This is a genomic window from Actinophytocola oryzae, assembly GCF_004364325.1.
In the GTDB taxonomy this organism is placed as follows: domain Bacteria; phylum Actinomycetota; class Actinomycetes; order Mycobacteriales; family Pseudonocardiaceae; genus Actinophytocola; species Actinophytocola oryzae.
In genome coordinates this window covers 188,994-213,220 of the sequence record NZ_SOCP01000019.1, presented here as the reverse complement: position 1 = coordinate 213,220, position 24,227 = coordinate 188,994, and the positions used below count along the sequence as shown (strand labels likewise).

General features: G+C 69.2%; 27 protein-coding genes. 14 read left to right on the top strand and 13 right to left on the bottom strand.

The features are described from left to right. Positions 1–192: 192 nt before the first annotated feature. The 5 genes from CLV71_RS37560 to CLV71_RS37540 all read right to left on the bottom strand — a co-directional run bounded on the left by CLV71_RS37560 (position 193) and on the right by CLV71_RS37540 (position 2,221). The gene (locus tag CLV71_RS37560) at positions 193–378 is read right to left on the bottom strand and encodes a hypothetical protein (protein ID WP_133907661.1); all 186 of its coding nucleotides are present in this window, start codon (positions 376–378) and stop codon (positions 193–195) included. Between the two features lie 114 nt (positions 379–492). Then, entirely contained in the window at positions 493–957 is a 465-nt protein-coding gene (locus CLV71_RS37555; protein ID WP_133907660.1) for a carboxypeptidase regulatory-like domain-containing protein, read from the bottom strand. Further along, a complete protein-coding gene (locus CLV71_RS37550; protein WP_133907659.1) occupies positions 954–1,556 on the bottom strand; it encodes an RNA polymerase sigma factor in 603 nt (200 codons plus the stop codon). The genes CLV71_RS37555 and CLV71_RS37550 overlap by 4 nt, the downstream gene beginning before the upstream one ends. A gap of 144 nt (positions 1,557–1,700) precedes the next feature. Next, positions 1,701–2,015, bottom strand: coding sequence for a hypothetical protein (locus CLV71_RS37545; protein ID WP_133907658.1), 315 nt, complete (start codon positions 2,013–2,015; stop codon positions 1,701–1,703). An 11-nt stretch (positions 2,016–2,026) separates the two neighbouring features. Next, a complete protein-coding gene (locus tag CLV71_RS37540) occupies positions 2,027–2,221 on the bottom strand; it encodes a PspC domain-containing protein (protein ID WP_133907686.1) in 195 nt (64 codons plus the stop codon). 66 nt (positions 2,222–2,287) lie between these two features. Between CLV71_RS37540 and CLV71_RS37535 the strand changes: the two genes are divergently transcribed. From CLV71_RS37535 to CLV71_RS37520, 5 genes are all read left to right on the top strand, one after another. Beyond that, positions 2,288–3,163, top strand: a complete 876-nt coding sequence (locus CLV71_RS37535; RefSeq protein ID WP_243867136.1) for an AAA family ATPase — start codon at positions 2,288–2,290, stop codon at positions 3,161–3,163. Between the two features lie 424 nt (positions 3,164–3,587). After that, on the top strand, positions 3,588–4,688 hold the full coding sequence (locus CLV71_RS37530) for a vWA domain-containing protein (protein WP_243867134.1): 1,101 nt from the start codon (positions 3,588–3,590) through the stop codon (positions 4,686–4,688). Continuing rightward, a complete protein-coding gene (locus tag CLV71_RS37525; RefSeq protein ID WP_133907656.1) occupies positions 4,681–5,799 on the top strand; it encodes an XdhC family protein in 1,119 nt (372 codons plus the stop codon). Before CLV71_RS37530 ends, CLV71_RS37525 begins: the two co-directional genes overlap by 8 nt. A 10-nt stretch (positions 5,800–5,809) precedes the next feature. Next, on the top strand, positions 5,810–5,953 hold the full coding sequence (locus tag CLV71_RS48145; RefSeq protein WP_166664414.1) for a hypothetical protein: 144 nt from the start codon (positions 5,810–5,812) through the stop codon (positions 5,951–5,953). Continuing rightward, complete coding sequence (locus tag CLV71_RS37520) at positions 5,950–6,447, top strand: AAA family ATPase (protein ID WP_243867132.1); 498 nt, start codon at positions 5,950–5,952, stop codon at positions 6,445–6,447. Before CLV71_RS48145 ends, CLV71_RS37520 begins: the two co-directional genes overlap by 4 nt. Here the strand turns inward: CLV71_RS37520 and rarD are convergent. Next, on the bottom strand, positions 6,386–7,321 hold the full coding sequence (rarD, locus tag CLV71_RS37515; protein WP_243867131.1) for an EamA family transporter RarD: 936 nt from the start codon (positions 7,319–7,321) through the stop codon (positions 6,386–6,388). The genes CLV71_RS37520 and rarD overlap by 62 nt on opposite strands. Positions 7,322–7,496: 175 nt before the next feature. On the opposite strand from rarD, the gene CLV71_RS37510 reads away from it, so the two are divergent. From CLV71_RS37510 to CLV71_RS37480, 7 genes are all read left to right on the top strand, one after another. Further along, positions 7,497–8,021 (top strand): (2Fe-2S)-binding protein, encoded by a 525-nt coding sequence (locus tag CLV71_RS37510; RefSeq protein WP_133907655.1) that lies wholly within the window; start codon positions 7,497–7,499, stop codon positions 8,019–8,021. Further along, complete coding sequence (locus CLV71_RS37505) at positions 8,018–10,456, top strand: xanthine dehydrogenase family protein molybdopterin-binding subunit (RefSeq protein WP_133907654.1); 2,439 nt, start codon at positions 8,018–8,020, stop codon at positions 10,454–10,456. The genes CLV71_RS37510 and CLV71_RS37505 overlap by 4 nt, the downstream gene beginning before the upstream one ends. After that, positions 10,453–11,307, top strand: coding sequence for an FAD binding domain-containing protein (locus tag CLV71_RS37500; RefSeq protein ID WP_133907653.1), 855 nt, complete (start codon positions 10,453–10,455; stop codon positions 11,305–11,307). The genes CLV71_RS37505 and CLV71_RS37500 overlap by 4 nt, the downstream gene beginning before the upstream one ends. Positions 11,308–11,364: 57 nt before the next feature. Further along, a complete protein-coding gene (locus CLV71_RS37495; RefSeq protein ID WP_133907652.1) occupies positions 11,365–12,114 on the top strand; it encodes an SRPBCC family protein in 750 nt (249 codons plus the stop codon). Between the two features lie 64 nt (positions 12,115–12,178). Next, positions 12,179–13,309, top strand: coding sequence for a CapA family protein (locus CLV71_RS37490; RefSeq protein ID WP_424923938.1), 1,131 nt, complete (start codon positions 12,179–12,181; stop codon positions 13,307–13,309). Positions 13,310–13,331: 22 nt separating this feature from the next. Then, positions 13,332–14,141 carry a serine hydrolase domain-containing protein gene (locus CLV71_RS37485; protein WP_133907650.1) on the top strand — a complete coding sequence of 270 codons (810 nt, stop codon included), beginning with the start codon at positions 13,332–13,334 and terminating at the stop codon, positions 14,139–14,141. A 33-nt stretch (positions 14,142–14,174) separates the two neighbouring features. Continuing rightward, positions 14,175–14,612: a PPOX class F420-dependent oxidoreductase gene (locus tag CLV71_RS37480; RefSeq protein WP_133907649.1), complete on the top strand. Its 438-nt coding sequence runs from the start codon at positions 14,175–14,177 to the stop codon at positions 14,610–14,612. Here CLV71_RS37480 and CLV71_RS37475 read toward each other — a convergent pair. After that, on the bottom strand, positions 14,609–16,270 hold the full coding sequence (locus CLV71_RS37475) for a DNA repair helicase XPB (protein ID WP_133907648.1): 1,662 nt from the start codon (positions 16,268–16,270) through the stop codon (positions 14,609–14,611). The two genes, CLV71_RS37480 and CLV71_RS37475, sit on opposite strands and share 4 nt — an antisense overlap. Positions 16,271–16,356: 86 nt before the next feature. On the opposite strand from CLV71_RS37475, the gene CLV71_RS37470 reads away from it, so the two are divergent. Continuing rightward, a complete protein-coding gene (locus CLV71_RS37470) occupies positions 16,357–17,277 on the top strand; it encodes an LppU/SCO3897 family protein (protein ID WP_133907647.1) in 921 nt (306 codons plus the stop codon). 153 nt (positions 17,278–17,430) lie between these two features. Then, complete coding sequence (locus tag CLV71_RS37465) at positions 17,431–18,261, top strand: LppU/SCO3897 family protein (protein ID WP_133907646.1); 831 nt, start codon at positions 17,431–17,433, stop codon at positions 18,259–18,261. Positions 18,262–18,320: 59 nt separating this feature from the next. On the opposite strand, the gene CLV71_RS37460 is transcribed toward CLV71_RS37465, so the two are convergent. From CLV71_RS37460 to CLV71_RS37435, 6 genes are read right to left on the bottom strand one after another with little or no spacing between them, the layout of a single operon-like run. Then, complete coding sequence (locus CLV71_RS37460) at positions 18,321–19,823, bottom strand: UbiD family decarboxylase (RefSeq protein ID WP_133907645.1); 1,503 nt, start codon at positions 19,821–19,823, stop codon at positions 18,321–18,323. 48 nt (positions 19,824–19,871) lie between these two features. After that, positions 19,872–20,444, bottom strand: a complete 573-nt coding sequence (locus tag CLV71_RS37455) for a UbiX family flavin prenyltransferase (protein ID WP_133907644.1) — start codon at positions 20,442–20,444, stop codon at positions 19,872–19,874. A gap of 3 nt (positions 20,445–20,447) precedes the next feature. Continuing rightward, positions 20,448–21,260 (bottom strand): ABC transporter ATP-binding protein, encoded by an 813-nt coding sequence (locus CLV71_RS37450; RefSeq protein ID WP_133907643.1) that lies wholly within the window; start codon positions 21,258–21,260, stop codon positions 20,448–20,450. Between the two features lie 8 nt (positions 21,261–21,268). Next, complete coding sequence (locus CLV71_RS37445) at positions 21,269–22,144, bottom strand: ABC transporter permease (protein ID WP_133907642.1); 876 nt, start codon at positions 22,142–22,144, stop codon at positions 21,269–21,271. Next, a complete protein-coding gene (locus CLV71_RS37440) occupies positions 22,141–22,932 on the bottom strand; it encodes an ABC transporter permease (protein ID WP_133907641.1) in 792 nt (263 codons plus the stop codon). Before CLV71_RS37440 ends, CLV71_RS37445 begins: the two co-directional genes overlap by 4 nt. Before the next feature lie 16 nt (positions 22,933–22,948). Then, the gene (locus tag CLV71_RS37435; protein ID WP_243867129.1) at positions 22,949–23,932 is read right to left on the bottom strand and encodes an ABC transporter substrate-binding protein; all 984 of its coding nucleotides are present in this window, start codon (positions 23,930–23,932) and stop codon (positions 22,949–22,951) included. Positions 23,933–24,227: the final 295 nt, after the last annotated feature.

Below are 24,227 nucleotides of genomic sequence, written 5' to 3'. Positions count from 1 at the left end.
CCTGAAATGCGTCATCGCGCCCCGATGCCCTGCCGGCCCCCACGATCACGGCAGTTGAGCGACATCGGGACGCGAATCATTTACAACGCACAATTTTCTCATCACGATCCGCGACGGCTGGAGGTGCTTTCTGTAATGCACCCTACCAACTCCCGCTCCAGGGGGACCGTGACGCGTGTCCTGTCCTGCCGGCTACACCGGTGCGCTACCGCCGTCGAAGTGGCCCGCCGGCATGGCGCCGCCGTCGAAGTGACCATCGGTCTTGACGGGGCTCCCGCCGTCGAAGTGGCCACTGGTGGTGTGGTCGTTCGACCTGCACACCGTGCATGGCTTCGTGTCGTCCCCAGGCTTCACGTCGGTGGTCGTGGTGTCGGTCATGACGCTTTGCTCCCCTCTTCGGCAGATTTCCGCATGCTCACCCAGACAAGAGAGGCGAGGCCACGGTGAGATACAACAATATCTGCCGAAAGAGTGACTTGGGAGCTATTCAGGCTACAAATCCACCGTAGGAGTGACCACGGTACGTGATTGTTCGGCATTCATCCGTACTAATAGCTGCGTAGTGCCCCTGGGCACCTCGGTCAGTACGAACCTGCCACCCTCGTCCGCGGTGGTAACAGTTGAGCCATGGTCGGCCACGCGGACCTCGACGCCGTGCGCACCCGCCGGTACGAGCCAGCCGTCGATGCGTTGGCGTTCGCCCGTACGGGTGACGTTGACCATCACGGTCAGGTCGCCGACGAAGAACGTGATCGTGCCGGGAAGTCCGCCGCGCACGCCGGCGAGTGGTTGCGTGTGCTTCCACTGCGCGACCTCGAGCTCGACCTCGCGGTCGATGTCCTCGAGCGCGACGGCGAACTGGGTTCTCTCCACCAGCCCTGGCGGCGGCGGGTCGAGCTCGTGCACAAGCCGTGCTACCTCGGCCATCAGCTCGTCGTCAGCCTGGTTCGTTCTCATGATCCACTGTCCCCGTTGTACAGCGAGCGCAGGCTGTTCAGGCAGCGCCCTCGTGTTGGTCCGATACTCCCGTGCGGCATGTGCAGGGCTTCGGCCACCGCACGGTATTCCGCACGCCCGGCCAGCACGGTCAACCGCAGCAGCTCCTGACAGCGCTGCGAAAGCTTGTGGAACGCGGACCACAGTGCGCGGTCGCGTTCGGTGCGGAGCACCTCGTGCTCCGGGGACGGATCGGTCGTCGGGGTCTGTTCGGCCACCTCGGGTGACAGCTCTATGTGCGCCGAGGCCCGGTGCTGTACCCGGTTGGCCTCCCGACGGGTGGTCGTGATCAGCCAGCCGGCGAGTGCCCTCGGCTCGGTGAGCCGGTGCAGGTGGCGTAACAGGGCGAGCCACACGGTCTGGACCACGTCCTCCGCCGTGGTTCGGTCCAGTCCGCTGCCGCGTGCGACGTGCCACACGAGGGGAGCGAGGTCGGCGATCAATACGTCGAACGCCTCCTTGTCGCCGTCCCGTGCGGCCAGCATGCACGCGGCGTGCCGGTCTCGTCCCTCGAGCGCCGCCCAGGGTCTGACCACACCCGCGGTCTGCAGTTCCGTCACCGCTTCACACCCCGCTTCGAGGGTTGTCGTCCTGCTCCTGGCACGGGTCCATCGTGCCAATCCGTCGAGTTCACGTCACCCCGAGCAGGGGTCTTACAGTCAAGAGCGCCGGTACGTGCCCCAGATACCGACCATTCGGGTGGTTCACGTCGGGTTGCCCGCGAGCTTCGAGATCAGCAGCAGCATGATCCCCAGGCCGACGACGACCCCGACGAGCAGTATCCCGCAACCGAGACCCACGACACCTCGAACGGAGCGCGCCCTGACGGTCAGCAGCGTGGCCACCACGGCGCTGACCAGCACGAAGGCCGCGAAGGTCGCCGTGGCGGGTGCGATCCTGGCGAAGAGGAAGACGCTGAGCAGGCAGAGGAGCAGCGCGCCTGCCGCCGCGAGCGCGGCGGCGAGCAGGACGAGCGCGCGTGCCGTGCCGGTTCGCGAGTAGTTCTGCCTGTCTCCCACATCGGTCGATGTTATTCCTCCGGCACGACCGCCCAGGCGATCACGTAGATGACGGCGCCGGCGCCGAAGCCGAGCACCGTCGCCGCGACCAGGAGGATCCTGACCAGGGCGGCGTCCATGTCGAGCATTCTGGCGAGGCCCCCGCACACCCCGGCGACCATGCGGTCGGAGCGGCTGCGGCGGAGCTTGATGGTGTCTGTGTTCATGCCTCCAGCCTCGCCTCGCGCCTCGCGTGTGCCATCGGGGAACACCCTGGCGTTTACCCTCGGGTTGTGCTGACTTCCCCTGAGGAACTGGCCCGGGCGCTCGAGTCGGTCGGCTACCTGCCGGACGAGGGCATCGCGACGGCCGCGTTCCTCGCCAACCGGATGGGCCGCCCGCTGTTCTGCGAGGGCGAGCCCGGCACGGGCAAGACGTCGCTGGCCGTCGCTCTGTCCCGGGCGCTGTCCGTGCCGCTGATCAAGCTGCAGTGCCACGAGGGCATCGACTTCTCGCAGGCGCTGTACGACTGGGACTTCCCGAGACAGCTGCTGCACCTGCGTGCGCTCGAGGCGGCCTCCGGTGGCGCGCTCGACTCGGATCTGGCGGAGAAGTCCTTGTACAGCAGGCGGTTCCTGCTCGCACGGCCACTGCTGCGGGCACTGGAGGAGTCGCCGTGCGTGCTGCTCGTCGACGAGGTGGACCGCGCCGACGACGAGTTCGAGGCGTTCCTGCTGGAGATGCTCGGCGAGAACGCCGTGACGGTGCCCGAGCTGGGTGAGGTGCGGGCGACCGTGCCGCCGCTCGTGGTCCTGACGTCGAACCGGACACGCGAGGTGCACGACGCGCTCAAGCGCCGGTGCCTCTACCACTGGCTCTCGCACCCGGACCTGCCACGCGAGGTGGAGATCCTGCGGCGCACACTGCCCGACCTGCCAGAACGACTGGCCACCCAGGTGGCCTCGGCCGTGCGCAGGCTCCGGGAGCTGGAGCTGATCAAGCCGCCAGGCGTCGCGGAGTCGCTGGACTGGGCGCAGGCGCTGACCGCGCTGGGCAGGACGGAGCTGGACGCCGCCGCCGCGGCGGCCACCCTCGGCGCGGTGCTGAAGTACCGGGAGGACACCCAGCGCGTGGTCGCGGCCGGCCTCGAACGGCTGCTCGCCGGCTGAATAAATCGGATGCGTCCGCCGTCGCCGTCGGCGATAGTTGTCTCCGGCGCGCCAAGCCGGAGGAGGACGACATGGGTACCGAACGCAGGGGGAGCGAGCGGTAGTCGTGTCACCTCCTTCCGGGTGGCCGCCCAGCGCGGTGTGAGCCAGTCGCGGTGCTCACACCGGACGCGGGCGGCCTGAGGTCCGGGCGGCCGTCCCCATCCGTTCCCACTGTCCGATGTGGACGGCCGCCCCTTCGAGCAAGTCCGGGTTCCCTGCGCCCGGCCCGCTACCTGGCCATGGTCGCGGCGGGGAACCACCTGGCGCCGGCCGTGCTCCGGCCGGCGCCAGGCACTCACGTGGCAGGCCGCTCCCGTGCCGCCGTGCCCTACGTCAGCACCGCCGTTTCGGGTCGGCGGCCGCCACGTGGGTACACAATGGCTTGGTGGACCCGGTACCAGGGCTGGTCGGTTTCGCCGCCGCGTTGCGGGCGGCGGGACTGCCTTGTGACGTCCAGCGCGTCCAGGCCTACCTCGGGGCGGTCGCGGAGCTCGACGTCGCCGAGCCGACCCAGCTGTACTGGGCCGGCCGTCTCACGCTGTGTGCCGAGCCGGACGACCTGCCGCGCTACGACGACGCGTTCGCGGCGTGGTTCGCGGCGAAACCTCCGCAGGCGCGGCAGAAAACCACGCAGCGGCCACGTGCGACGGTCACCATGGCCGCGCTCACCGAGGTCGGGTCGTCCTCCGGGGAGCGCGAGACCACCGAGTTGAAGGTCGCCGCCAGCGACACGGAGGTGTTGCGCCACCGGGACATCTCGCAGCTCACCGCCGCGGAGCGGGAGCAGCTGCGGGAGATGATGGCCACACTGCACCTCGCGCCGCCGCTGCGCCGGTCCATGCGCCTTCGCCCGCACCGCGCCGGGCGCCTCGACCCGGGCAGGATCCTGCGTGCCATGCGTGCCGCCGGTGGCGAGCCGGTGCGACTGGCCTACCGGGACCGCAGACAGCGGCCACGCCGGGTGGTCCTGCTGATCGACGTCTCCGGGTCGATGAGCCCCTACGCCGACGCGTTGCTGCGGTTCGGGCATGCCCTCGTGCGGTCGGCACCCGCCTCGACCGAGGTGTTCACCATCGGCACCAGGCTGACCCGGCTGTCCCGCCAGCTGCGGGCGCGGGACCCGAGGGAGGCACTCGTCGCGGCGTCACGCGCTGTGCCCGACTTCGCTGGCGGCACCCGTCTGGGAGAGACCATTCGGGTGTTTCTCGATCGCTGGGGGCAGCGCGGGCTCGCGCGCCGGGCGGTTGTCGTGTTGTTCTCCGACGGTTGGGAACGTGGCGACGCGTCCCTGCTCGGCGAGCAGCTCGCCCGGCTGTCGCGGTTGGCGCACCGCGTGCTGTGGGTGAACCCGCACGCAGGGCGGGACGGGTACGCGCCGGTGCAGTCGGGAATCGCGGCGGCACTGCCGCACGTTGACGCTTTGTTGGCCGGGCACAGCCTGGCCACGCTGGAGGACCTGATGCGGGAGGTACGCCGTGCGTGATGTGCTCGACGAGCTGATGCGCCGGTACTCGGCAGGGGAGAAGGTCGCGCTCGGCACGGTCGTGGCGACGTTCTCGTCGGCGCCGCGCGCGCCGGGTGCCGCGATGCTGGTCGCCGAGGACGGGACCGTGTCCGGCAGCGTGTCCGGCGGGTGCGTCGAGGGTGCCGTGTACGAGCTGGCACAGCAGGTCCTCGCCGACGGCATCCCGGTGCTGGAACGTTATGGCGTGAGCGACGACGACGCGTTCGCGGTGGGCCTGACCTGCGGCGGGATCATCGACATCTACACGGAGTCGTTCTCGGCCGCCGACTTCCCGGAGTTCGCCGAGCTGGCGAAGTCCGTCGAGACCGAGGAGCCGGTGGCGCTGGCCACGGTCGTCGCCCATCCCGACCAGTCCCGGATCGGGCGACACCTGGTGGTGTGGCCGACGAAGACAGCGGGCGACCTGGGCTCGCCCCGCGCGGAGGCCGCCATCGCCGACGACGCCAGGGGCCTGCTCGCGACCGGCCGCTCGGGGACGCTGCACTACGGCGAGGAGGGCCAGCGCCGGGGCGAGGGCATGTCGGTGTTCGTGAACGCGTTCGAGCCGCCGCCCCGGATGCTGGTCTTCGGCGCCATCGACTTCGCGACGGCCATGGCCCGCCTCGGGTCGTTCCTCGGCTACCGCGTGACCGTGTGCGACGCCAGGCCGATCTTCGCCACGAAGAGCCGCTTCCCCGACGCGGACGAGGTGGTCGTCAACTGGCCGCACCGGTACCTGGCCGCGGAGGTGGAGGCGGGCCGCGTCGACCGGCGCACGGTGATCGCGGTCCTCACCCACGACCCGAAGTTCGACGTGCCGGTCCTGGAGGTGGCCCTGCGCTGCGACGCGGGCTACATCGGCGCGATGGGCTCCCGCCGCACCCACGACGACCGCATGGCCCGGCTCCGCGAGGCAGGCATGAGCGAGGTGGAGCTGGACCGCCTGTCCTCCCCGATCGGCCTGGACCTGGGTGCCCGCACCCCGGAGGAGACGGCGGTCTCGATCGCCGCGGAGATCATCTCCATGCGCTGGGGCGGCGAGGGCAAACGCCTCACCGAGGTGGGCGGCCGAATCCACCGGGAGCCATAGCATCACCTGTATGAGCAATCGCCTGACCGACCAGGCCCTTGAGCAACGCTGCCAGCAGCTGGCGGCGATCTACGACGAGGTCCATGACGCCGAGGAGGCGTCCGCTCGGCGCCGCCGCTACGCGGCGCGAGTCGATCGACTGGTGCCCGAGTGACCGTCCTGGTGACGGGCATGTCCGGCACCGGAAAGTCGGCCGTGTTGGAGTGCCTCGCCCGCGAGGGGTTTCGTGTCGTGGACACCGATGCCGGCGGGTGGATCGAGGACGTGCCGCAACCCGGCGGGACGGTCGAGCCGCTCTGGCGGGAGGACCGGATCGACGCCCTGCTGGCCGAGCACGAGGCGTCCGGCGAGCCCTTGTTCATCGCGGGGACGGTGCGTAACCAGGGCCGGTTCTACCCGAGGTTCGCCGAGGTCGTGCTGCTCAGCGCGCCGATCGCCACCATGCTCGACCGTGTCGCGACCCGCGTGGACAACCACTTCGGCAGGTCGGCGGCGGAACAGGCGAAGATCATCGCCGATACCGAGGCGGTCGTCCCGCTTCTGCGCGCGGGCGCGACCGTGGAGATCGACACAGGTCGGCATGCCCTCACTGAGGTAGCGGCTCGGCTGCGGGCGCTCGCCTGCGGGTCGCGTCGAACGTCAGGATGACCAGGGCCAGCCACACGATCGCGAAGCCGAGCCAGCGCTGCGGCGGCATGTGCTCGTGGAACACCACCAGGCCGAACACGAACTGCAGGCTCGGCGTCATGTACTGCAGCAGCCCGATCGTCGCCAGTGGGATGCGCACGGCCGCCGCCGCGAACGCCAGCAGTGGCACCGTCGTCACGATCCCGCCGCCCACCAGCAGCAGGGTGTGGCCCGCCCCGAGCGACGTGAACGTGCCGGAGCCGCTCGCCTCCAGGAACACGACGTAGGCCACCGCGGGCAGCAGCGTCACCCCCGTCTCGACGGCCATCGACTCGACCGCTCCGACGCCTGCGAGCTTCTTGACCAGGCCGTACGTGGAGAAGCTGAACGCGAGCAGCAGCGCGATCCACGGGACCTGGCCGTAGCCGATCACCAGCACCACGATCGCCACGGCGCCCAGCGCCACCGCCGCCCACTGCGCGCGTCGCAGCCGCTCGCCGAGGCCGAACACGCCGAGCAGCACCGAGACCAGCGGCCCGATGAAGTACCCGAGCGCGGTCTCCACCACGTGCCCGTGCGTGACACCCCAGATGTAGCCGCCCCAGTTCAGCGAGATCAGCACCGCGGCACACGCCAGCAGCCCGAACCGGCGGCGGTCGCGCAGCACGGCACGGAACGACGCGACCCGCCGCGTCGCGAACAACACGCCGACGACCACGACCAGGGACCAGATCATCCGGTGCGCGAGCGTCTCCAGCGCCCCCGCCGACGAGAGCAGCGCCCAGTACAGCGGGAAGAGCCCCCACATCCCGTACGCGGTGACCCCGAACATCACCCCTCGGCGGCTCTCCGGGTACTGATCAACGCGTTGACCTGCCAGGGAGGGGGATGTCACCCACCGATCCTATGCATCGCGAACGACCCGATTCGAACGATTGAATGAGCATCACACCGCCTTTTTTCGCGAAAGGATCCACTCACGGGGCTCTGGACTTGTCCGATCGGGATGGCCGGGGTTGACTCGTGCTCTGTGAGGGCGCTCACGTGTTCCCGAGCCGGCAGGAGGCCCAATGCGCATCACCGTGACTGTTGACGGCACCAAGTTCGCCGATGACGTCGAACCTCGTCAGCTTCTCGTGCACTACCTGCGCGAACGGCTGGGCAAGGTCGGCACCGTCGTGGGCTGCGACACGAGCAACTGCGGCGCCTGCACCGTCCATCTCGACGGTCACAGCGTGAAGTCGTGCTCGGTGCTCGCCGTGCAGGCCGACGGCAGCGAGGTCACCACCGTCGAGGGCCTGGCCCGTGACGGCAAGCTGCACCCCGTGCAGCAGGCCTTCCACGACAACCACGCCCTCCAGTGCGGCTTCTGCACGCCGGGCATGATCATGCAGTCGATCGACCTCCTCGCCGACAACCCCGACCCCGACGAGCAGGCGGTACGTCACGGGTTAGAGGGCAACCTCTGCCGATGCACGGGCTACCAGAACATCGTCCGTGCGGTCCGCGACGCCGCCGCGCGCATGCAGGGCGGGGCGGGCCCCGAGGCCGAACGGGTCGCGGGCGCCGAGCTGGGTGCAGGAGGCGGGCAGTGACCGCGACCATCGAGCCGGAGGTCGGCAGGTCCCGCCTCCGCAAGGAGGACGCACGCCTGATCACCGGGCGCACCCGCTGGACCGACAACCTGACGCTGCCCGGCCTGCTGCACATGGCCGTCCTGCGCAGCCCCATGGCCCACGCGCGGATCACGTCGATCGACGCCTCCGGGGCCAGGGAGATGCCCGGCGTCATGGCCGTGTTCACGGGCGCCGACCTGGCCGACGTGCAGGGCAGCCTGCCGTGCGCGTGGCCGATCACCGACGACATGAAGTCGCCGAACGCGCCGTCCATCGCCGTCGACACGGTCAACTTCGCGGGCGAGATCGTCGCGATCGTCGTCGCGCGTTCCGCCTACGAGGCCGCCGACGCACTCGAGCGGATCGACGTCGACTACGACGAGCTGCCGGTCGTGCTCGACATGGCGGCCGCCGTCGAGGACGGTGCCGACCTCGTGCACGCCGACCTCGGCACGAACAAGAGCGCCACGTGGATCTTCGACTCCGGTGAGGCGGGCACGGGCGGCGACGTCGAGGCCGCCATCGGCGACGCCGAGGTCGTCATCGAGCGCACCTACCGCCAGCAGCGGCTGATCCCGGCCTTCATGGAGCCCCGCTCGGTCATGTGCGACCCGACCGGCGAGCAGACCACCCTGTGGTCGGCCACCCAGGTCCCGCACATCCTGCGGTTCCTGATCGCCGCGCAGCTGGGCGTGCCCGAGCACAAGGTGCGGGTGATCGCGCCGGACGTCGGCGGCGGGTTCGGCGGCAAGCTGCAGGTCACGCCGGAGGAGTTCCTGGTCTTCATCGTCGCGCGGCAGCTCGGCAGGCCGGTGAAGTACACCGAGTCCCGCAGCGAGAGCCTGCAGTCCGCCCACCACGGGCGCGACCAGATCCAGAAGCTGACGCTCTCCGCCCGCCGTGACGGCACCGTCACCGGCCTCAAGGTCGAGCTGCTCGCCGACATGGGCGCCTACCTGCGGCTCGTCACGCCGGGCGTGCCGATCCTCGGCGCGTTCATGTTTAACGCCATCTACAAGTTCCCGGCCTACCGGTTCGTGTGCACGAACGTGTTCACCAACAAGGTGCCGACCGACGCCTACCGGGGTGCCGGCCGGCCCGAGGCCACGTTCGCCATCGAGCGCCTGATGGACGAGCTGGCCGTCGAGGTCGGCATGGACCCCATGGCGGTCCGCGAGAAGAACTGGATCAGGCACGAGGAGTTCCCGTTCACCACGGTCTGCGGCCTGACCTACGACTCCGGCAACTACGAGGCCGCGACCGACAAGGCGAAGGAGCTGTTCGGCTACGACGCGCTGCGTGCCGAGCAGAAGGAGCGCCGCGACCGAGGTGACAGCGTGCAGCTCGGCATCGGCATCTCGACGTTCACCGAGATGTGCGGCCTCGCGCCGTCCCGCGTGCTCGGCTCGCTGTCCTACGGCGCGGGTGGCTGGGAGCACGCGGCCATCCGCATGCTGCCGACCGGCAAGGTCGAGGTCGTCACCGGCTCGTCGGCACACGGCCAGGGCCACGAGACGGCGTGGAGCCAGATCGTGGCCGACCAGCTCGGCGTGCCGTTCGAGGACATCGAGGTCCTCCACGGTGACACGCAGTCGTCGCACAAGGGCATGGACACCTACGGGTCGCGGTCGCTGACCGTCGGCGCCATGGCCGTGGTCAAGGCGACGGACAAGGTGAAGGAGAAGGCAGCGAAGGTCGCCGCCCACATGCTCGAGGCGGGCGAGGGCGACGTGGAGTTCTCGTCGGGCACCTTCCGGGTCCGAGGGGCTGGTGCCGACGCCAAGTCGGTCTCCATCCAGGACGTCGCGCTCGCCGTGTTCGCGGCGCACGACCTCCCGGACGGCGTGGAGCCGAACCTGGACTCCGAGGCCACGTTCGACCCGGAGAACTTCTCGTTCCCGCACGGCACCCACCTGTGCGCCACGGAGGTCGACACGGAGACCGGCCGGGTCACCATCCGCTCGTACGTGTGCGTCGACGACATCGGCAAGGTGGTCAACCCGCTGATCGTCGAGGGCCAGGTGCACGGCGGGCTCGCGCAGGGCATCGCGCAGGCGTTGTTCGAGGAGGCGGTGTACGACGAGAGCGGCACGCTCAGCACGGGCACCCTCGCCGACTACCTGGTGCCCTCCGCTGTCGACCTGCCCTCGTTCGTCACCGACCGGACCGAGACGCCCGCGACCTCGAACGTGCTGGGTGTCAAGGGCGTCGGCGAGGCGGGCACCATCGCGTCGACCCCGGCCGTGGTCAACGCGGTCGTGGACGCGGTGCGCCACCTCGGTGTCACGGACATCCAGATGCCGTGCACGCCGATGCGGGTGTGGCAGGCGATACAGACCGGCCAGCCCGACGCGGGTGGCCTCGGCAACGAGGCGGGCGGCGGCCTCGGCTCGATCGACGGAGGTGCCAAGTGATCCCCTCGGCATTCGACTACGTCGCGCCGACCACGCTGGACGACGCGGTGCGTGCGCTGTCCGAGGCAGGCGAGGACGCGAAGGTGATCGCGGGCGGCCAGAGCCTGCTGCCCGTGCTGCGCATGCGGCTCGCGGCGCCGTCCAAGCTGATCGACCTCGGCAGGGTGGCCGGGCTGTGCGGCGTCCGCGAGGAGGGCGACGTGCTGGTGATCGGCGCGATGACCACGCACTACGACGTGCAGCGGGACCCGCTCGTGGCCGAACACGCGGCGTTGCTGGCGGCGGCCACGAACACGGTCGCCGACCCGCAGGTCCGCCACCGCGGCACGTTCGGCGGCTCCATCGCCCACGCCGACCCGGCAGGCGACATCCTGGCGCCCGCACTGGCGCTCGACGCGGAGATGGTGATCCGGGGTGTCGACGGCACCCGGACCGTGCCCTCGGCCGAGTTCTTCACCGACTTCTTCACGACCACGCTGCTCCCCACGGAGATCCTCGTCGAGGTCAGGGTGCCGAAGAAGACCGGTTGGAGCGCCCACTACGAGAAGTTCAACCGGGTCGCCCAGGCGTGGTCGATGGTCGCCGTGGCGGCCGCGGTGCGCGTCGAGGGTGGCGCGATCGCCGAAGCAAGAGTTGGCTTGACGAACATGGCGACTGTTCCGGTCCGTGCGAGCGCGGTCGAGGAGGCACTGGTTGGCAGGCCGGCGACGGCCGAGACCATCCGTGCCGCCGCCGAACACGCGGCCGAGGGCACGTCGCCACCGTCGGACGGGAACGCGGACGCCGCCTACCGTCAGCACCTGGCCAGGGTGCTGACGTCACGGGCGGTGGCCGCCGCTGCCGGCGCCTAGTGTCCGTCCGGGCGGCGCCCCCTCGCGGGGCGCCGCCCGCTCTTGTATGGAGGAACCGTGAAGCTGGAGCACTCGTTCACCGTGCCGGCCGACCTCGACACCGTCTGGCAGGCGGTGCTCGACCCCGAGCGGGTGGCCCCGTGCATGCCGGGTGCGACGCTCACGGAAGTGGACGGGGACGCCTTCAAGGGTTCGGTGAAGGTGAAGCTCGGCCCGATCTCGCTGCTGTACAAGGGCTCCGGCGAGTTCCTGTCGAAGGACGAGGACACGAGGACCGTCGTGATCAAGGCCTCCGGCAAGGACGCCAGGGGCAACGGCACCGCGGCGGCGACCGTCACGGTGACGCTCACCGGCGAGGGCGACTCGACGGCGGGCACCGTGGTGACCGACCTGTCCATCACCGGGAAGCCCGCCCAGTTCGGCCGCGGCATGATCTCCGAGGTCGGCGGCAAGATCCTGGACACGTTCGCGACCTGCCTTGCGACCAAGCTCGCACCGGAGGAGGAGTCGCCCGCCCCCGCGCTCTCGGTGGTCAAGGAGGACAAACCGGTCGAGACGGCGGCGGCCCCGGTCGGGTCCGTTGCGGCGGCGCGTGCCGAGGCGGCGGAGACCGGCCGCCACGCCGCCAACGAGATGACCCGGACCGACCGCAAGCTCAGCGCGGCACCGACGCCTGCCGAACCGGAGACCGAGGCGATCGACCTGCTGGCCTACGCGGGGCCCTCGGTCGTGAAACGAGCGGTCCCCCTCCTGGCGGTGGTGGCCGCGGTCCTGGCGTTCATCACGCTGCGCCGCCGCAACCGCTGACCCGCACGGTAAGCAAGATCATCAACGAAGGCATTGCGGTCGGGGGAGGCGGCCGTGCAGGATGCTGCGGATGCGCCGGTTGCTGGGTCTGTGCTGCGTGGCCGTACTCGTGGCCGGCTGTTCGGGGGAGGACGGCTCGAACGGCGAGCCGGTGCCGCCGTTCCACCCGCGCACGGTCAGCACCCGGCCCTCGGACCCCGGCAAGCCCGCGGACAGCTTCACGGTCGTCGCGACCGGGGACGTGCTGATCCACCCCGCGCTCACCGAGCAGGCCGAGGAGGACGGCGGCGGCAAGCGTGACTACGCGCCGCTCCTGGCCGGGATCAAGCCCGTCATCGAGGCCGCCGACCTGGCCATCTGTCACATGGAGACCCCGCTCGCCACGGCCGACGGGCCGTTCGAGGGGTACCCGCTGTTCTACGCACCGCCGGAAGTGGCCACGGCCGTGGCGCAGACCGGCTACGACACCTGCTCCACCGCCTCCAACCACACCCTCGACCACGGCGCCGACGGCGTGCGCACCACCCTCGACACGCTCGACGCCGCGAAGATCGCCCACACCGGGTCGGCACGCACCGAGCAGGAGGCGGACACGCCGCTGGTCCGCGACGTCAGGGGCGTCAAGGTCGGCCAGGTGTCGTTCACGTTCGGGCTCAACCAGGGCACCGAGGCGCCGGAGCCGTGGATGGTCAACGAGCTGTCCGTGGACGCGGTGCTCGACGCGGCACGCAAGGCCCGCGCGGCAGGCGCGCAGGTCGTGATCGCCAGCATCCACTGGGGCATCGAGGACCAGCACGAGCCCACCGCCGACCAACGCGAGATGGCCCGGCAGATCCTCGCCGACCCGGCCGTCGACCTGATCGTCGGTCATCACGCGCACGTGGTGCAGCCGTTCGAGAAGATCGGCGACAAGTGGGTGGCCTACGGCCTGGGCAACTCGGTCGCGAAGCACGAGGAGCCACGCGGCACCACGGAGGAGGGCGTGATCGGCCGCTTCACCTTCATCAGGGAGGGAAACGGTTGGCACGTCGGCAAGGCCGAGTACGTCCCGACGCTCGTCGACCTCGGCCCGCCCATCCGGTTGAAGGACCTGACCACGGACGACACCGTCGACGCGGGCCGCAGGCAGGAGGCGTTGGACCGCACGGACGGTGTCGTCATGTCACTCGACGCGCCCGGACTCACCCGCCCGTGACCCCGTCGGTACGGTCGGTGCCATGGAGAGTGTGCGTGCGGTGTCCGACTGGCCGGTCGACAACGCGGCGGTGGCGGTCGTGTCGGCGAGCGGCGAGGTACTCGGTGAGGCAGGCCCGCAGGCACGCGAGTTCAGGCTCGCCTCGGTGACCAAGCTCCTCACGGCGTACGCGACGCTGATCGCCGTCGAGGAGGGCGCCGTCGAGTGGGACCAGCCCGCCGGACCGGAGGGCTCGACCGTGCGGCACCTGGTCGCGCACGTCTCCGGGCTCGCGTTCGACGAGCACAAGGTGATGGCCGCGCCCGGAACGCGCCGTATGTACTCGAACGCCGGTTTCGAGGTGCTGGCCGACGCGGTCCACGAGGCGTCCGGCATCCCGTTCGCCGAGTACCTGACCGAGGCCGTGCTCGCGCCGCTGGAGATGGAGTCCACGAGGCTCGCGGGCACCGCGGGCGCGGGCGCGGTGTCGACGTGCGCGGACCTGGCCCGCTTCGCCGCCGAGCTCCAGGCGCCGACCCTGGTCTCACCGTCCACTCTGGACGAGGCGACCTCGGTGGCGTTCCCGGGGATGTCCGGCGTGCTGCCGGGTTACGGCTACCAGGAGAACAACGACTGGGGCCTCGGCTTCGAGATCCGCGACCACAAGAGTCCACACTGGACGGGCGAGGCCAGCTCGCCGAGGACGTTCGGCCACTTCGGACAGTCCGGCACGTTCCTGTGGGTCGACCCGGACGCGGGCGCGGCGTGTGTCGCGCTGGCCGACCGGAACTTCGGCCAGTGGGCCGTCGAGACGTGGCCGGTGTTCACGGACGCGGTGCTCGCCGAACTCTGAGCGTGTCACCGGCCCGTGGGGCAGGATGGCGGCATGCACTTCATGGAGCGGGACGAGTGGCTCGCGTTCGCCATGCACGGCACGAGGACCGGCAAGCTGGCCACGGTGCGCAAGGACGGGTCGCCGCACGTGGCGCCGATCTGGTTCCTGATCGACACCGACGAGGCAGGCGACCACATCGTGTTCACGACCGGCGCCACCACGGTCAAGGGCCACGCCATCCGGCGTGACCCACGGCTGTCGATGTCCGTCGACCTCCAGGAGCCGAACTACTCGTTCGTCCAGTTCACCGCCGAGGCCACCGTCTCCGAGGACCTCGACGCGATGCTCGACTGGGCGGTCCGGCTCGGCACCCGGTACATGGGCCCCGAAGCCGGCCCGGCCTACGGCAGGCGCAACGCCGTAGCCGGCGAGCTGCTGGTCCGCGCCCGCATCACGAAGGTCTTCGCCCAGGCCGACCTCGCGGACTAGCTGATCGACGGCAGCTCGGGGCCGAGGAAGTCGTCCGCATCCCTGATCGTGTACGCGTAGCCCTGTTCGGCGAGGAAGCGCTGGCGGTGCGCGGCGTACTCGGTGTCCAGGGTGTCGCGGGAGACCACCGAGTAGAAGTGGGCCTGGCGGCCGTCCTCCTTGGGGCGCAACAACCTCCCCAGCCGCTGGGCCTCCTCCTGGCGGGAGCCGAACGTGCCGGACACCTGCACGGCGATCGACGCCTCCGGCAGGTCGATGGAGAAGTTGGCCACCTTCGACACCACGAGCGTGCGCAGCTCGCCGCGGCGGAACAGGTCGAACAGCCGCTCCCGTTCGGCGTTCCTCGTCGAGCCCTGGATGATCGGCGCCTCCAGCTCGGCACCCAGGATCTCCAGCTGGTCGAGGTAGGCCCCGATCACGAGCGTCGGCTCACCGGGGTGCTTCTGGAGGATCTTGCGCACCACCGGGATCTTGCTGTCCACTGTGGAGCAGAGCTTGTACCGCTCCTCCGGCTCGGCCGTCGCGTAGGAGAGGCGTTCCGCGTCCGTGAGCGTCACGCGGACCTCGACGCACTCGGCGGGCGCGATCCAGCCCTGTGCCTCGATGTCCCGCCACGGCACGTCGTACCGCTTCGGTCCGATCAGCGAGAACACGTCACCCTCGCGGCCGTCCTCGCGGACGAGCGTCGCGGTCAGGCCGAGGCGCCGCCTCGACTGCAGGTCCGCGGTCATGCGGAACACCGGCGCGGGCAGCAGGTGCACCTCGTCGTACACGACCAGGCCCCAGTCCCTGGAGTCGAACAGGTCCAGGTGCCGGTACTCGCCCTTCGACTTGCGGGTCATCACCTGGTAGGTCGCGATCGTGACCGGCCGGATCTCCTTGCGCTCGCCGGAGTACTCGCCGATCTCCTCCTCGGTCAGCGACGTGCGCGCGATCAGCTCACGCTTCCACTGCCGTCCGGCGACCGTGTTCGTCACCAGGATCAGCGTCGTGGCCTTGGCGTGTGCCATCGCGGCGGCGCCGACCAGCGTCTTGCCGGCACCACACGGCAGCACGACCACGCCGGAACCGCCCGCCCAGAACGTCTCCGCCGCCATGCGCTGGTAGTCGCGCAGGTGCCAGCCCTCCTCCACCAGCTCGATCGGGTGGGCCTCGCCGTCGACGTACCCGGCCAGGTCCTCGGCGGGCCAGCCCACCTTGAGCAGCGCCTGCTTGAGCCTGCCGCGCTCCGAGGGGTGCACGACGACCGTGTCGTCGTCGATGCGCGCACCGAGCATCGGCGAGATCTTCTTGTGCCGCAGCACTTCCTCGAGCACGGCGCGGTCGGTGGTGGTCATCACCAGGCCGTGCGCCGGGTGGTTGGCGAGCTGCAGGCGGCCGAACCGGCCCATGGTGTCGACGATGTCGATCAGCAGTGGCTGGGGGACCGGGTACCGGCTGAACACGGTGAGTGCGTCCACCACCTGCTCGGCGTCGTGACCGGCGGCGCGGGCGTTCCACAGCGCGAGCGGCGTGATCCGGTAGGTGTGCACGTGCTCCGGCGCGCGTTCCAACTCCGCGAACGGCGCGATCGCGATCCGTGCGTCGCCCGAACGCGGGTGGTCGACCTCGAGCAGCAGCGTTTTGTCAGACTGGACGATCAGTGGTCCATCAGTCACTTCTTGGCGTTCCCCTCGGCTTTGACATCGCAAATGTCACAACAACCGGTTGGTCCTGCACAATCCCGCAGCGCTAGATTGCGATTATGACGACGCCTCCCCACCAACCGGGACCGTACGGGCAGCCCAACCAGGAACCCTGGGGCCCGCAGTCGGGAGGCGGCTACGGCCAGTATGGCCAACCCAGACCGCCGGAGCAGCCCCAGTACGGCGGTCAGTGGGGCAACGACCAGACCCAGCAACTCGGTCCGCAGCCCCCGCTGCCCCCGCCGGGCCAGCAGCAGTACGGCGGTCAGTACGGGCAGACCCCACAGTACGGCGCGACGCAGCAGTTCGGGCAACAACCTCAGTACGGCCAGTTCGGCGGCGGTTTTCCGCCGGAACCGCCCAGGAGGCAGACCGGCAAGATCATCGCGATCGTCGTCGTCGCGCTGCTCGTCCTCGGCGGCGCCGGGTTCGGGATCTACCTCGCCACCAAAGGCGACGACAACAACACGGCCGGTGGTGGTACGACCACCAGCAGCACACCGGACAAGACGTCCACTTCGGACGAGGAGACCACGACCGAGGAGGACACGACCACAGCGGACCCGGGCGGGGGCGACGCCGTGGACGCCCAGCCCGGTGACTGCATCAAGGTCAACGTGGCCAGTTCGACCGACGCGGACATCGAGACGGTCGACTGCTCGACGCCCGAGGCCATCTACAAGGTCGCGACGCGCGAGGAGACCAGCACCGGCGACTGCCCGAACGACCAGTACGTCTCCTACACCGAGGAAGGCACGCTCCTGCTGTGCCTGCAGCTCAACGTGAAGGAAGGCGACTGTCTCGAGGTGTCCGACAGCGAGGACAAGCGCGCGGAGTGCACGGCACCGACCGCGACACACCGCGTGGTCGGCGTCTTCGACGGGGTCGACGACGAGACGAAGTGTGGTGACGAGGCCACCGAGGTCATCACCTATCCGCAGCCGCCGCTCACGATTTGCCTTGTGGCACCGGCGAGTTAGGGCGCCGTCCGCGTTCGTCCGGTGACTTTCCGTTGTCCACAAACGGTTACGGCGAGTATTTTGCCGGGTCCGCACATGAGTGTCAGTCCAGTCGCGTACATTGCTGCTCTCCGAACCAAACCAGAGCTTCGTCATGTTGTGCGAGGGGTGCACATGAACTCTCCGAACTATCCGCCGCCGGGCGGACAAGGCCCGTACGGGCCGCCGCAGGGCGGCCAGCCGTACGGGCAGCAGCGCCCGCCGCAGACACCGCCCGGTGGCCAGCCGTACGGCGCCCCGCCGCCGCAGGGCCAGCAGTTCAACGGCCCGCCGCCCCAGGGGCAGCCTTTCGGCAACGGCCAGGGTGGCCCCGGTGGCCCGGCCGGGGGCGGCTTCGGCCCGCCCGGTGGCCCCGGTGGCGCGCCGCCCGCGTCCTACCCGACGCCGCCTCCGCCCCCGCCGTCCGCCAAGCCGAACAAGACCGCGTTGTACATCAAGATCGGCATCGCGGTCGTGGTCGTCGCCATCGCCGGCTTCTTCGTCATCAAGAACTGGGGCACCGCGCCGTCCAGCTCGAACGTCGGCGACTGCATCAAGGTCAACGAGGCGAGCATCTCCAACGCGGACGTGGACAAGGTCGACTGTGGCGACCCCGGCGCGAGCTACAAGGTGGGCGCCACCTTCGACGACGCGTCGAAGGACTGCCCGGGCGGTGACAAGTCGGCGTACGTCGGCTACACCGAGACCGGCGGCCGCGGTTCCGACCTGCTGCTGTGCCTGATCCTGAACGCGAAGGTCGGCGACTGCTACGTGGCGGGCGACCAGGTCGACACCAAGGTCGACTGCGCGGACGCGAAGGCCACGTTCAAGGTCACGCAGCTGCTGCAGACCGCGGACGAGAGCGGCTGTCCGCAGGACTCGCTGAGCGCCTACGTCTACCCGGAGCCCAAGCCCGGTCTGGTGCAGTGCCTCGGTGATCCGAAGGGCGCCGCGGCAGGTAGCTGACGCTCGACACGGAAAACGGGGCTCCCAGAACATCGGGAGCCCCGTTTCGTGTCTGTCGTTCAGCCCGCCACGCCGGAGCTCCTCCGGTCGCTCGTGGACGATGCCGGTGCGGCCCGCTCGGCGCGCTCCGCCGCCGTCCACTTGTCCACGACGGACTGTTCCGGCGCCCCGGGCTCCGGCACGTCGATGTCCAGGCCGTCGATCGAGTGCTCCTTCCAGCGGACGCGCTCGTAGGAGTACGTCTTCGGGAACGGGAACGTGGCGTTGAAACCGATCTTCGCGCCGAAGTACTCGGGGAAGGTCGGGTTCAGGCCGTGACCGAAGACCGCCGGCACGGTGATCACGCCGGTGGTCGGGTCCATCCGGGTGGTCATGGCCCACTCCACGTCGGACGCGTCGCGGATGTCCACGTCCTCGTCGACGACCGTGACCATCTTCAGCGGCGGGAAGGCCGCCATCGCGGACAGCACCGCGAGCTGGGCGAACCCGGCCCGCTTCTGCTCGATCTGCACCACCGCGTGGTAGAAGCCGCAGCCGCCGTGCGGGAAGTACACGTCCTTGATGCCCGGCACCTGCTTGCTCACCGAGGCGAGCACGCTGGCCTCACCGAGCACGCCTGCCGAGTTCCAGACCTCCTTGCCGCACAGGATCGTCTGGAAGATCGGGTCGCGCCGGTGGTGGACGGCACGCACGTGCACGACCGGCCGGGGCGCGACCTTCGCGTAGTACCCGGTGACCTCGGCGAACGGGCCCTCGTCGGCCACCTCGCCAGGCTCGATCTCGCACTCGAGCGAGTACATGGCGTGCGCGACCAGCTCGACACCGGGCAGGTCGCCGCGCAGCAGCTCCATCGGGTCACCGTGGAACACCGACGCGATGCCGAGCTCGTCGGTGTCCGGCGGAGCCGCCTCGGCCGGGGTCGCGGCGGCGAAGTGCACGCCCGGCCCGACGCCGATGTTCAGCGAGAACTTCAGCGTCTCGCCACGCCGTTTCGCGTGGTCGAGCGCCATCTGCAGGTGGCGACCCGCGTCGATGTTGATGTGCAGGCGGTCCCGGTCGACCAGCTGGAACCGCTGGATCGACGCGTTGCGGACGTTCGTCTCCGGGTCGCTCACGACCACCACGCCCGCGTCGATGTACGGGCCGCCGTCACGCTCGGCGTGCGTGGGGATCGGCAGCTTGAACAGGTCGACGACGGGCTGGGTGTACTCGCGTACCGGTCCCGTCTCGACGACCTGTGGCTCGACGGCCTTGTGGTGCGGGTCGTTCTGCCACTGCGCGACCTTGCCCGCGATGTGCGAGGCGAGCTTCTTCTCCTCGGCGCCGATCAGCTCGGCGAGTAGGGAGCGGGACCAGTACAGGCCGGTGAACACGGGGTGTTCGTGGCCACGCACGTTCTCGAACAGCACGGCCTGCGCGCGTCCCTCGAAGTGGGACGCGACGCTGGCCAGCTGGTGCACCGGGTCTATCTCGGACTTGACCCTGATCAACTGCCCGGCCTTGTCCAGCGCCTCGATGATGCCGCTGAGGTCGTGCAGTGGTGGATGGGGCGCTCCGCTCATCCGCGGCCGCCTCCTTCGCGTCGCTCCCGTGGTGCGACCAGCATGTTGTTAATCCTCTCCCCACCGACGGACCAGGTCCGTCTCGATGTCGAAGTAGTCGAGGACTCGACCGACCGTGTGGTCGATGATGTCCTCCAGCGACTCGGGTCGCGTGTAGAACGCCGGCACGGGCGGCATGATCAGCGCACCGTCCTCGGCAGCGGCCTGCATCGCCTTGAGGTGGGTCAGGCGCAGCGGCGTCTCCCGCAGCATCAGGACCACCTTGCGGCGCTCCTTCAGTGCCACGTCACAGGCCCGCGTGAGCAGGCTCGTGGTGTTGCCGTACGCGATCTCCGACAGGGAGCGGATGGAGCACGGCGCGACGACCATGCCCATCGTTCGGAACGAGCCGGACGAGATGGCCGCGCCGATGTCCTCGCTCGGGTAGTAGGCGTCCGCGAGGGTACGGACGTCCTCGATCTTGAGGTTGGTCTCGTGGAAGATCGTCCGCTTGCCGCTGCGGGTGATCACCAGATGGGTCTCGACGTCGACCTTCCGCAGCGCCTCGAGCAGTCGTATGCCGTAGACCGCACCGGACGCCCCGGAGATGCCGACGACCATGCGTCTTGAGGAGAGGGACATGGTCTACTCCGCGACTGCTCGAGCAGGTACACCAAGTCGATCGTTCTCGTCCACGTGCCCGTAACGAAGCAGACGGGCCACTTCGCCGCGCAGGTGGACGAACTCGTCGGTCTCCTTGGTGGTGATCTGGTCCCGCATGGGACCGAGCGGGGTCACGTCGATGGTGGCGACGATCGTGCTCGGTGCCTTCGACAGCACGAGCACCCGGTCGGAAAGGTAGACGCTCTCGTCGATGTCGTGCGTGACGAGTAACACGGTGGTGTTGTAGTCGGCGCGGACCCGGAGGAGCAGGTCCTCCAGCTCGGCCCTGGTCTGCGCGTCGACCGAGGCGAAGGGCTCGTCCATCAGCAGCAGAGCCGGCTCGCACACCAGCGCGCGGGCGATCGCCACGCGCTGCTGCATGCCGCCGGAGAGCTGCCAGGGGTACTTGTCGACGGCCGCGGCGAGCCCGACGGAGGCGAGTGCCTCCTCGACGGCTCTGTTACGCCGTTTGCGCGACATGCCGCGTGCCTTCAGCGGGAAGGCCACGTTTCCCCGTACGGTGAGCCAGGGGAAGAGGGACTTGCTGTACTCCTGGAAGACGAACGCGAGGTCCTCGGGCACCGACTTGATCGGGGTGTCCATGAACCGCGACGCGCCCGCTGTAGGCGGCATCAGGCCAGAGATCGCACGCAGCAGCGTCGACTTGCCACAGCCTGACGGCCCGACGATGCAGACGATCTCACCCTTCTCCACGGTGAAGGTGATGTTCCCGAGCGCGGTGTGGGTCTTCGCGCCCGACCCGTAGGTGTGACTGATTCCGGTCACGTCCAGCATGGGACGGTCTACCTCCCGGTGAGACTCTTAGACCTGGTGTGCCAGCCGATCACCCGGTTCTGCACGGCGAGCAGCAGTGCGTTCAGGACATATCCGAGTATGCCAAGCAGAACGATTCCAGCCCACATGGCGGGCAGGTCGAAGTTCCGCTGGGCCAAGATCATCTGGGCGCCCAAACCGTCGTCGCCGCCCTTCAGCTCGGAGATGACCATCAGGATCAGCGCGAGCGAGAGGCTCACCCGCAGGCCGGCGAAGATTTTCGGCAGGGCTGCCGGGAACACGACGGTCGCGAGGAACCGGAGCTTCGAGAGTCGCATGCTCCTGGTCGTCTCGACAACCGTTTCGTCCAGCGTATGGGCACCGTCGATGGTGTTGAGCAAGATCGGCCAGATGACCCCGAAGATGATCATCGCAAGCTGCATCGGCGTGCCGAGGGGGAACAGCACGAAGAACACCGGCAGCAGCGCGGGCGGGGGTATCGACCTGAGGAAGTTGAGCGTGGGGGACAGGTAGTCGTAGGCCTTGTCAGACCTGCCGAGCACCAGACCCAATGTGATGCCAATCACACTCGCGGCGGCCCAGCCGCCGAGGATTCGCAGCACGCTGGGCAGTACGTCGACGGCGACCTGGTCGGTGAGGAACAGGTGCGCCGGGGGACCCGACAGCCACAGGTCGACCATCTTCGACCCGATGACCTGAGGGGTGGGGAAGTACGGCTCGTCCGCGGACACCGTGGCGAGCTGCCACAGCACGACGCACACGGCGAACACGAGCCACTTGCCGACGAACCCGGCGACGCGCCTGCCGAACGACCGACGGGTGTCGCTCGTCCGTCGGGGTGCCGCCGCTGTGCGGGGCGCCCGCTCCTGGTCGATCGTCGTCATCGGTTGCGGTCTCCGTCCGACCAGTTGATCCAGCGTCGCTGGATCTGCGAGAAGATCGTGTTGATCACCACGCCGATGACGCCTGCGACGAACGTGCCCGCGATGGCGAGGTCCACTCTGGCCCCACCCGCGGCGACGGTCTCGATGTAGGTGCCGAGGCCGCCACGCTCCCACAGCTCGTCGGAGTCGTTGCCGCCGCCCGCGAGGATCTCCGTCGAGATGATCAGGATCAGCGCGACGGACGCGGAGATCCGGACCCCGGTGAACACGAACGGCGTGATGCTCGGCAGCTTCACCGAGAGAAGGGTGCGGAAACGGCTCAGGTTGAACGCCCGCGCGGTATTGATCTGCACCGGCTCGATGTCGCTCATCGCGTGCATCGTGTTGAACAGGATCGGCCAGAACGCGCCGAACACGGCCAGCGAGATCTTCATCTCGGGGTTGGTCTGGATCGCGATGATGGCCAGGGGGATGAGGGCCACCGACGGGATCGGTCGTAGGAACTCGACGACGACGCTGAACGCCGAGCGGACCAGCGGCATGCTGCCGAAGATGATGCCGACCGGCACCGCGAGCGCCACGGCGATGGCGAGTGCCATCGCCCAGGAGAGGACCGACTGCACGACGTCGAGGGAGAAGCCCCTGTCGTTGAGCAGTTCGGTGAGCCGCGCACCGATGATCGTCGGTGGGGGCAGGAACTCCGGGTTCACCAAGCCGGAACGGCCGACGAGCTCGCAGACCGCGAGCACGCCGACCGTTCCGACGATGTTCCGTACGAGTCGGGACATCAAAGTGGGTTGCCGACTAGCTGCTGGACGTCGGCATGGGGATCACCAACGGCTTGACGTCGAGCTTCTTCGGCAGCATCTGGTAGGTCTGCAGCAGGTCCGCGATCCGCTGGAGGCGCTTGCTGTCGATCGTCGTCGGGAACTGACCGATCTTGACGATGGCCGCGGTCTCCGGGTCGAGCTTCGCGAACTTCGGCAGCGCCTCTTCGACGTTCTTGCGGTCACCGGCGAGCTGCTGGCCCTTGAGCAGCACCCGCTGGAACGCCGCGACGGTGTTCGGGTTGTCCTTGGCGAACTTCGCGGTCGTGGCGAAACCGGCCGTCGGGAAGTTCTCCGTGGAGCCCTTGCCCGTGAGGTCGACCACGATCTTCGCGCCGATCTTCTGCTGCGCGAGTGCGACGAACGGGTCGATCAGCGAGGCGACGTCCACCGTCTTGGCCTGCAGCGCGCCGGTCATGTCGGGGAAGCCCATCTCGACCAGGTTGATGCTGTTGAAGTCGATGTCGTTGGCTTCCATCACCGCGCGGATGAGCAGCTCGTTGATGTTGCCCTTCGCGTTGACCGCGACCGTCTTGCCGACCAGGTCCTTCACGCTGCTGATGCCCGAGTCGGGGCCCGTGATGAGCGCGAAGTTGGTGTTCGGCGTGGCGATGTACGACTCGCTGACGAACCTCATGTCGACGGCGCCCGCGGCCTGAGCCTTCAGGAAGGAGACCCAGTTGCCGAAGGTGAAGTCGAGCCCACCACTGGCGAGCTTCGGAATGGCGACCGCGCCACTCTGCACGGTCTCCGGCTTGATGGTGAGGCCCTCCTCCTTGAAGAGGTCCCGCAACAGCGCCATCTGCGCGCCGGAGCAGTCGATGCCCACCATGACCCCGACGTTGAGCGTGGACTTCTCCAGCGGGCCGGCAGTCTTCGCGGTCGTGTCCGACGATGCGGCGTCGCTCCCGGAGTCGTCACCACCGAAGAGCCCACAGCCCGCCGTGAGAAGGGCGGCCATGGTGACCGCCATAAGTCCGACCGCACGGACGGACCCGCGCCTGGCCCGACCGTCTCTGCCTGGACGATTCATTGTCTTGCCGTCTCCTGCCTTGTTATGTGCGGCGATCAGCGTTGGGAAATGTCCCTCGCACACGGGCTGCCCCTGCACCGTGTGAAAGAGGAGCAGTTGTATACCCGACCGGAGGTATAGCCACACGATCGGGTACTGTCAACAGTCTGCAATCACAGTAAGTGACTACCTGGTCGCAGACGTGCTCTACGGGCCGGTAGTCTAGGAGCAGCGGCGAACATCC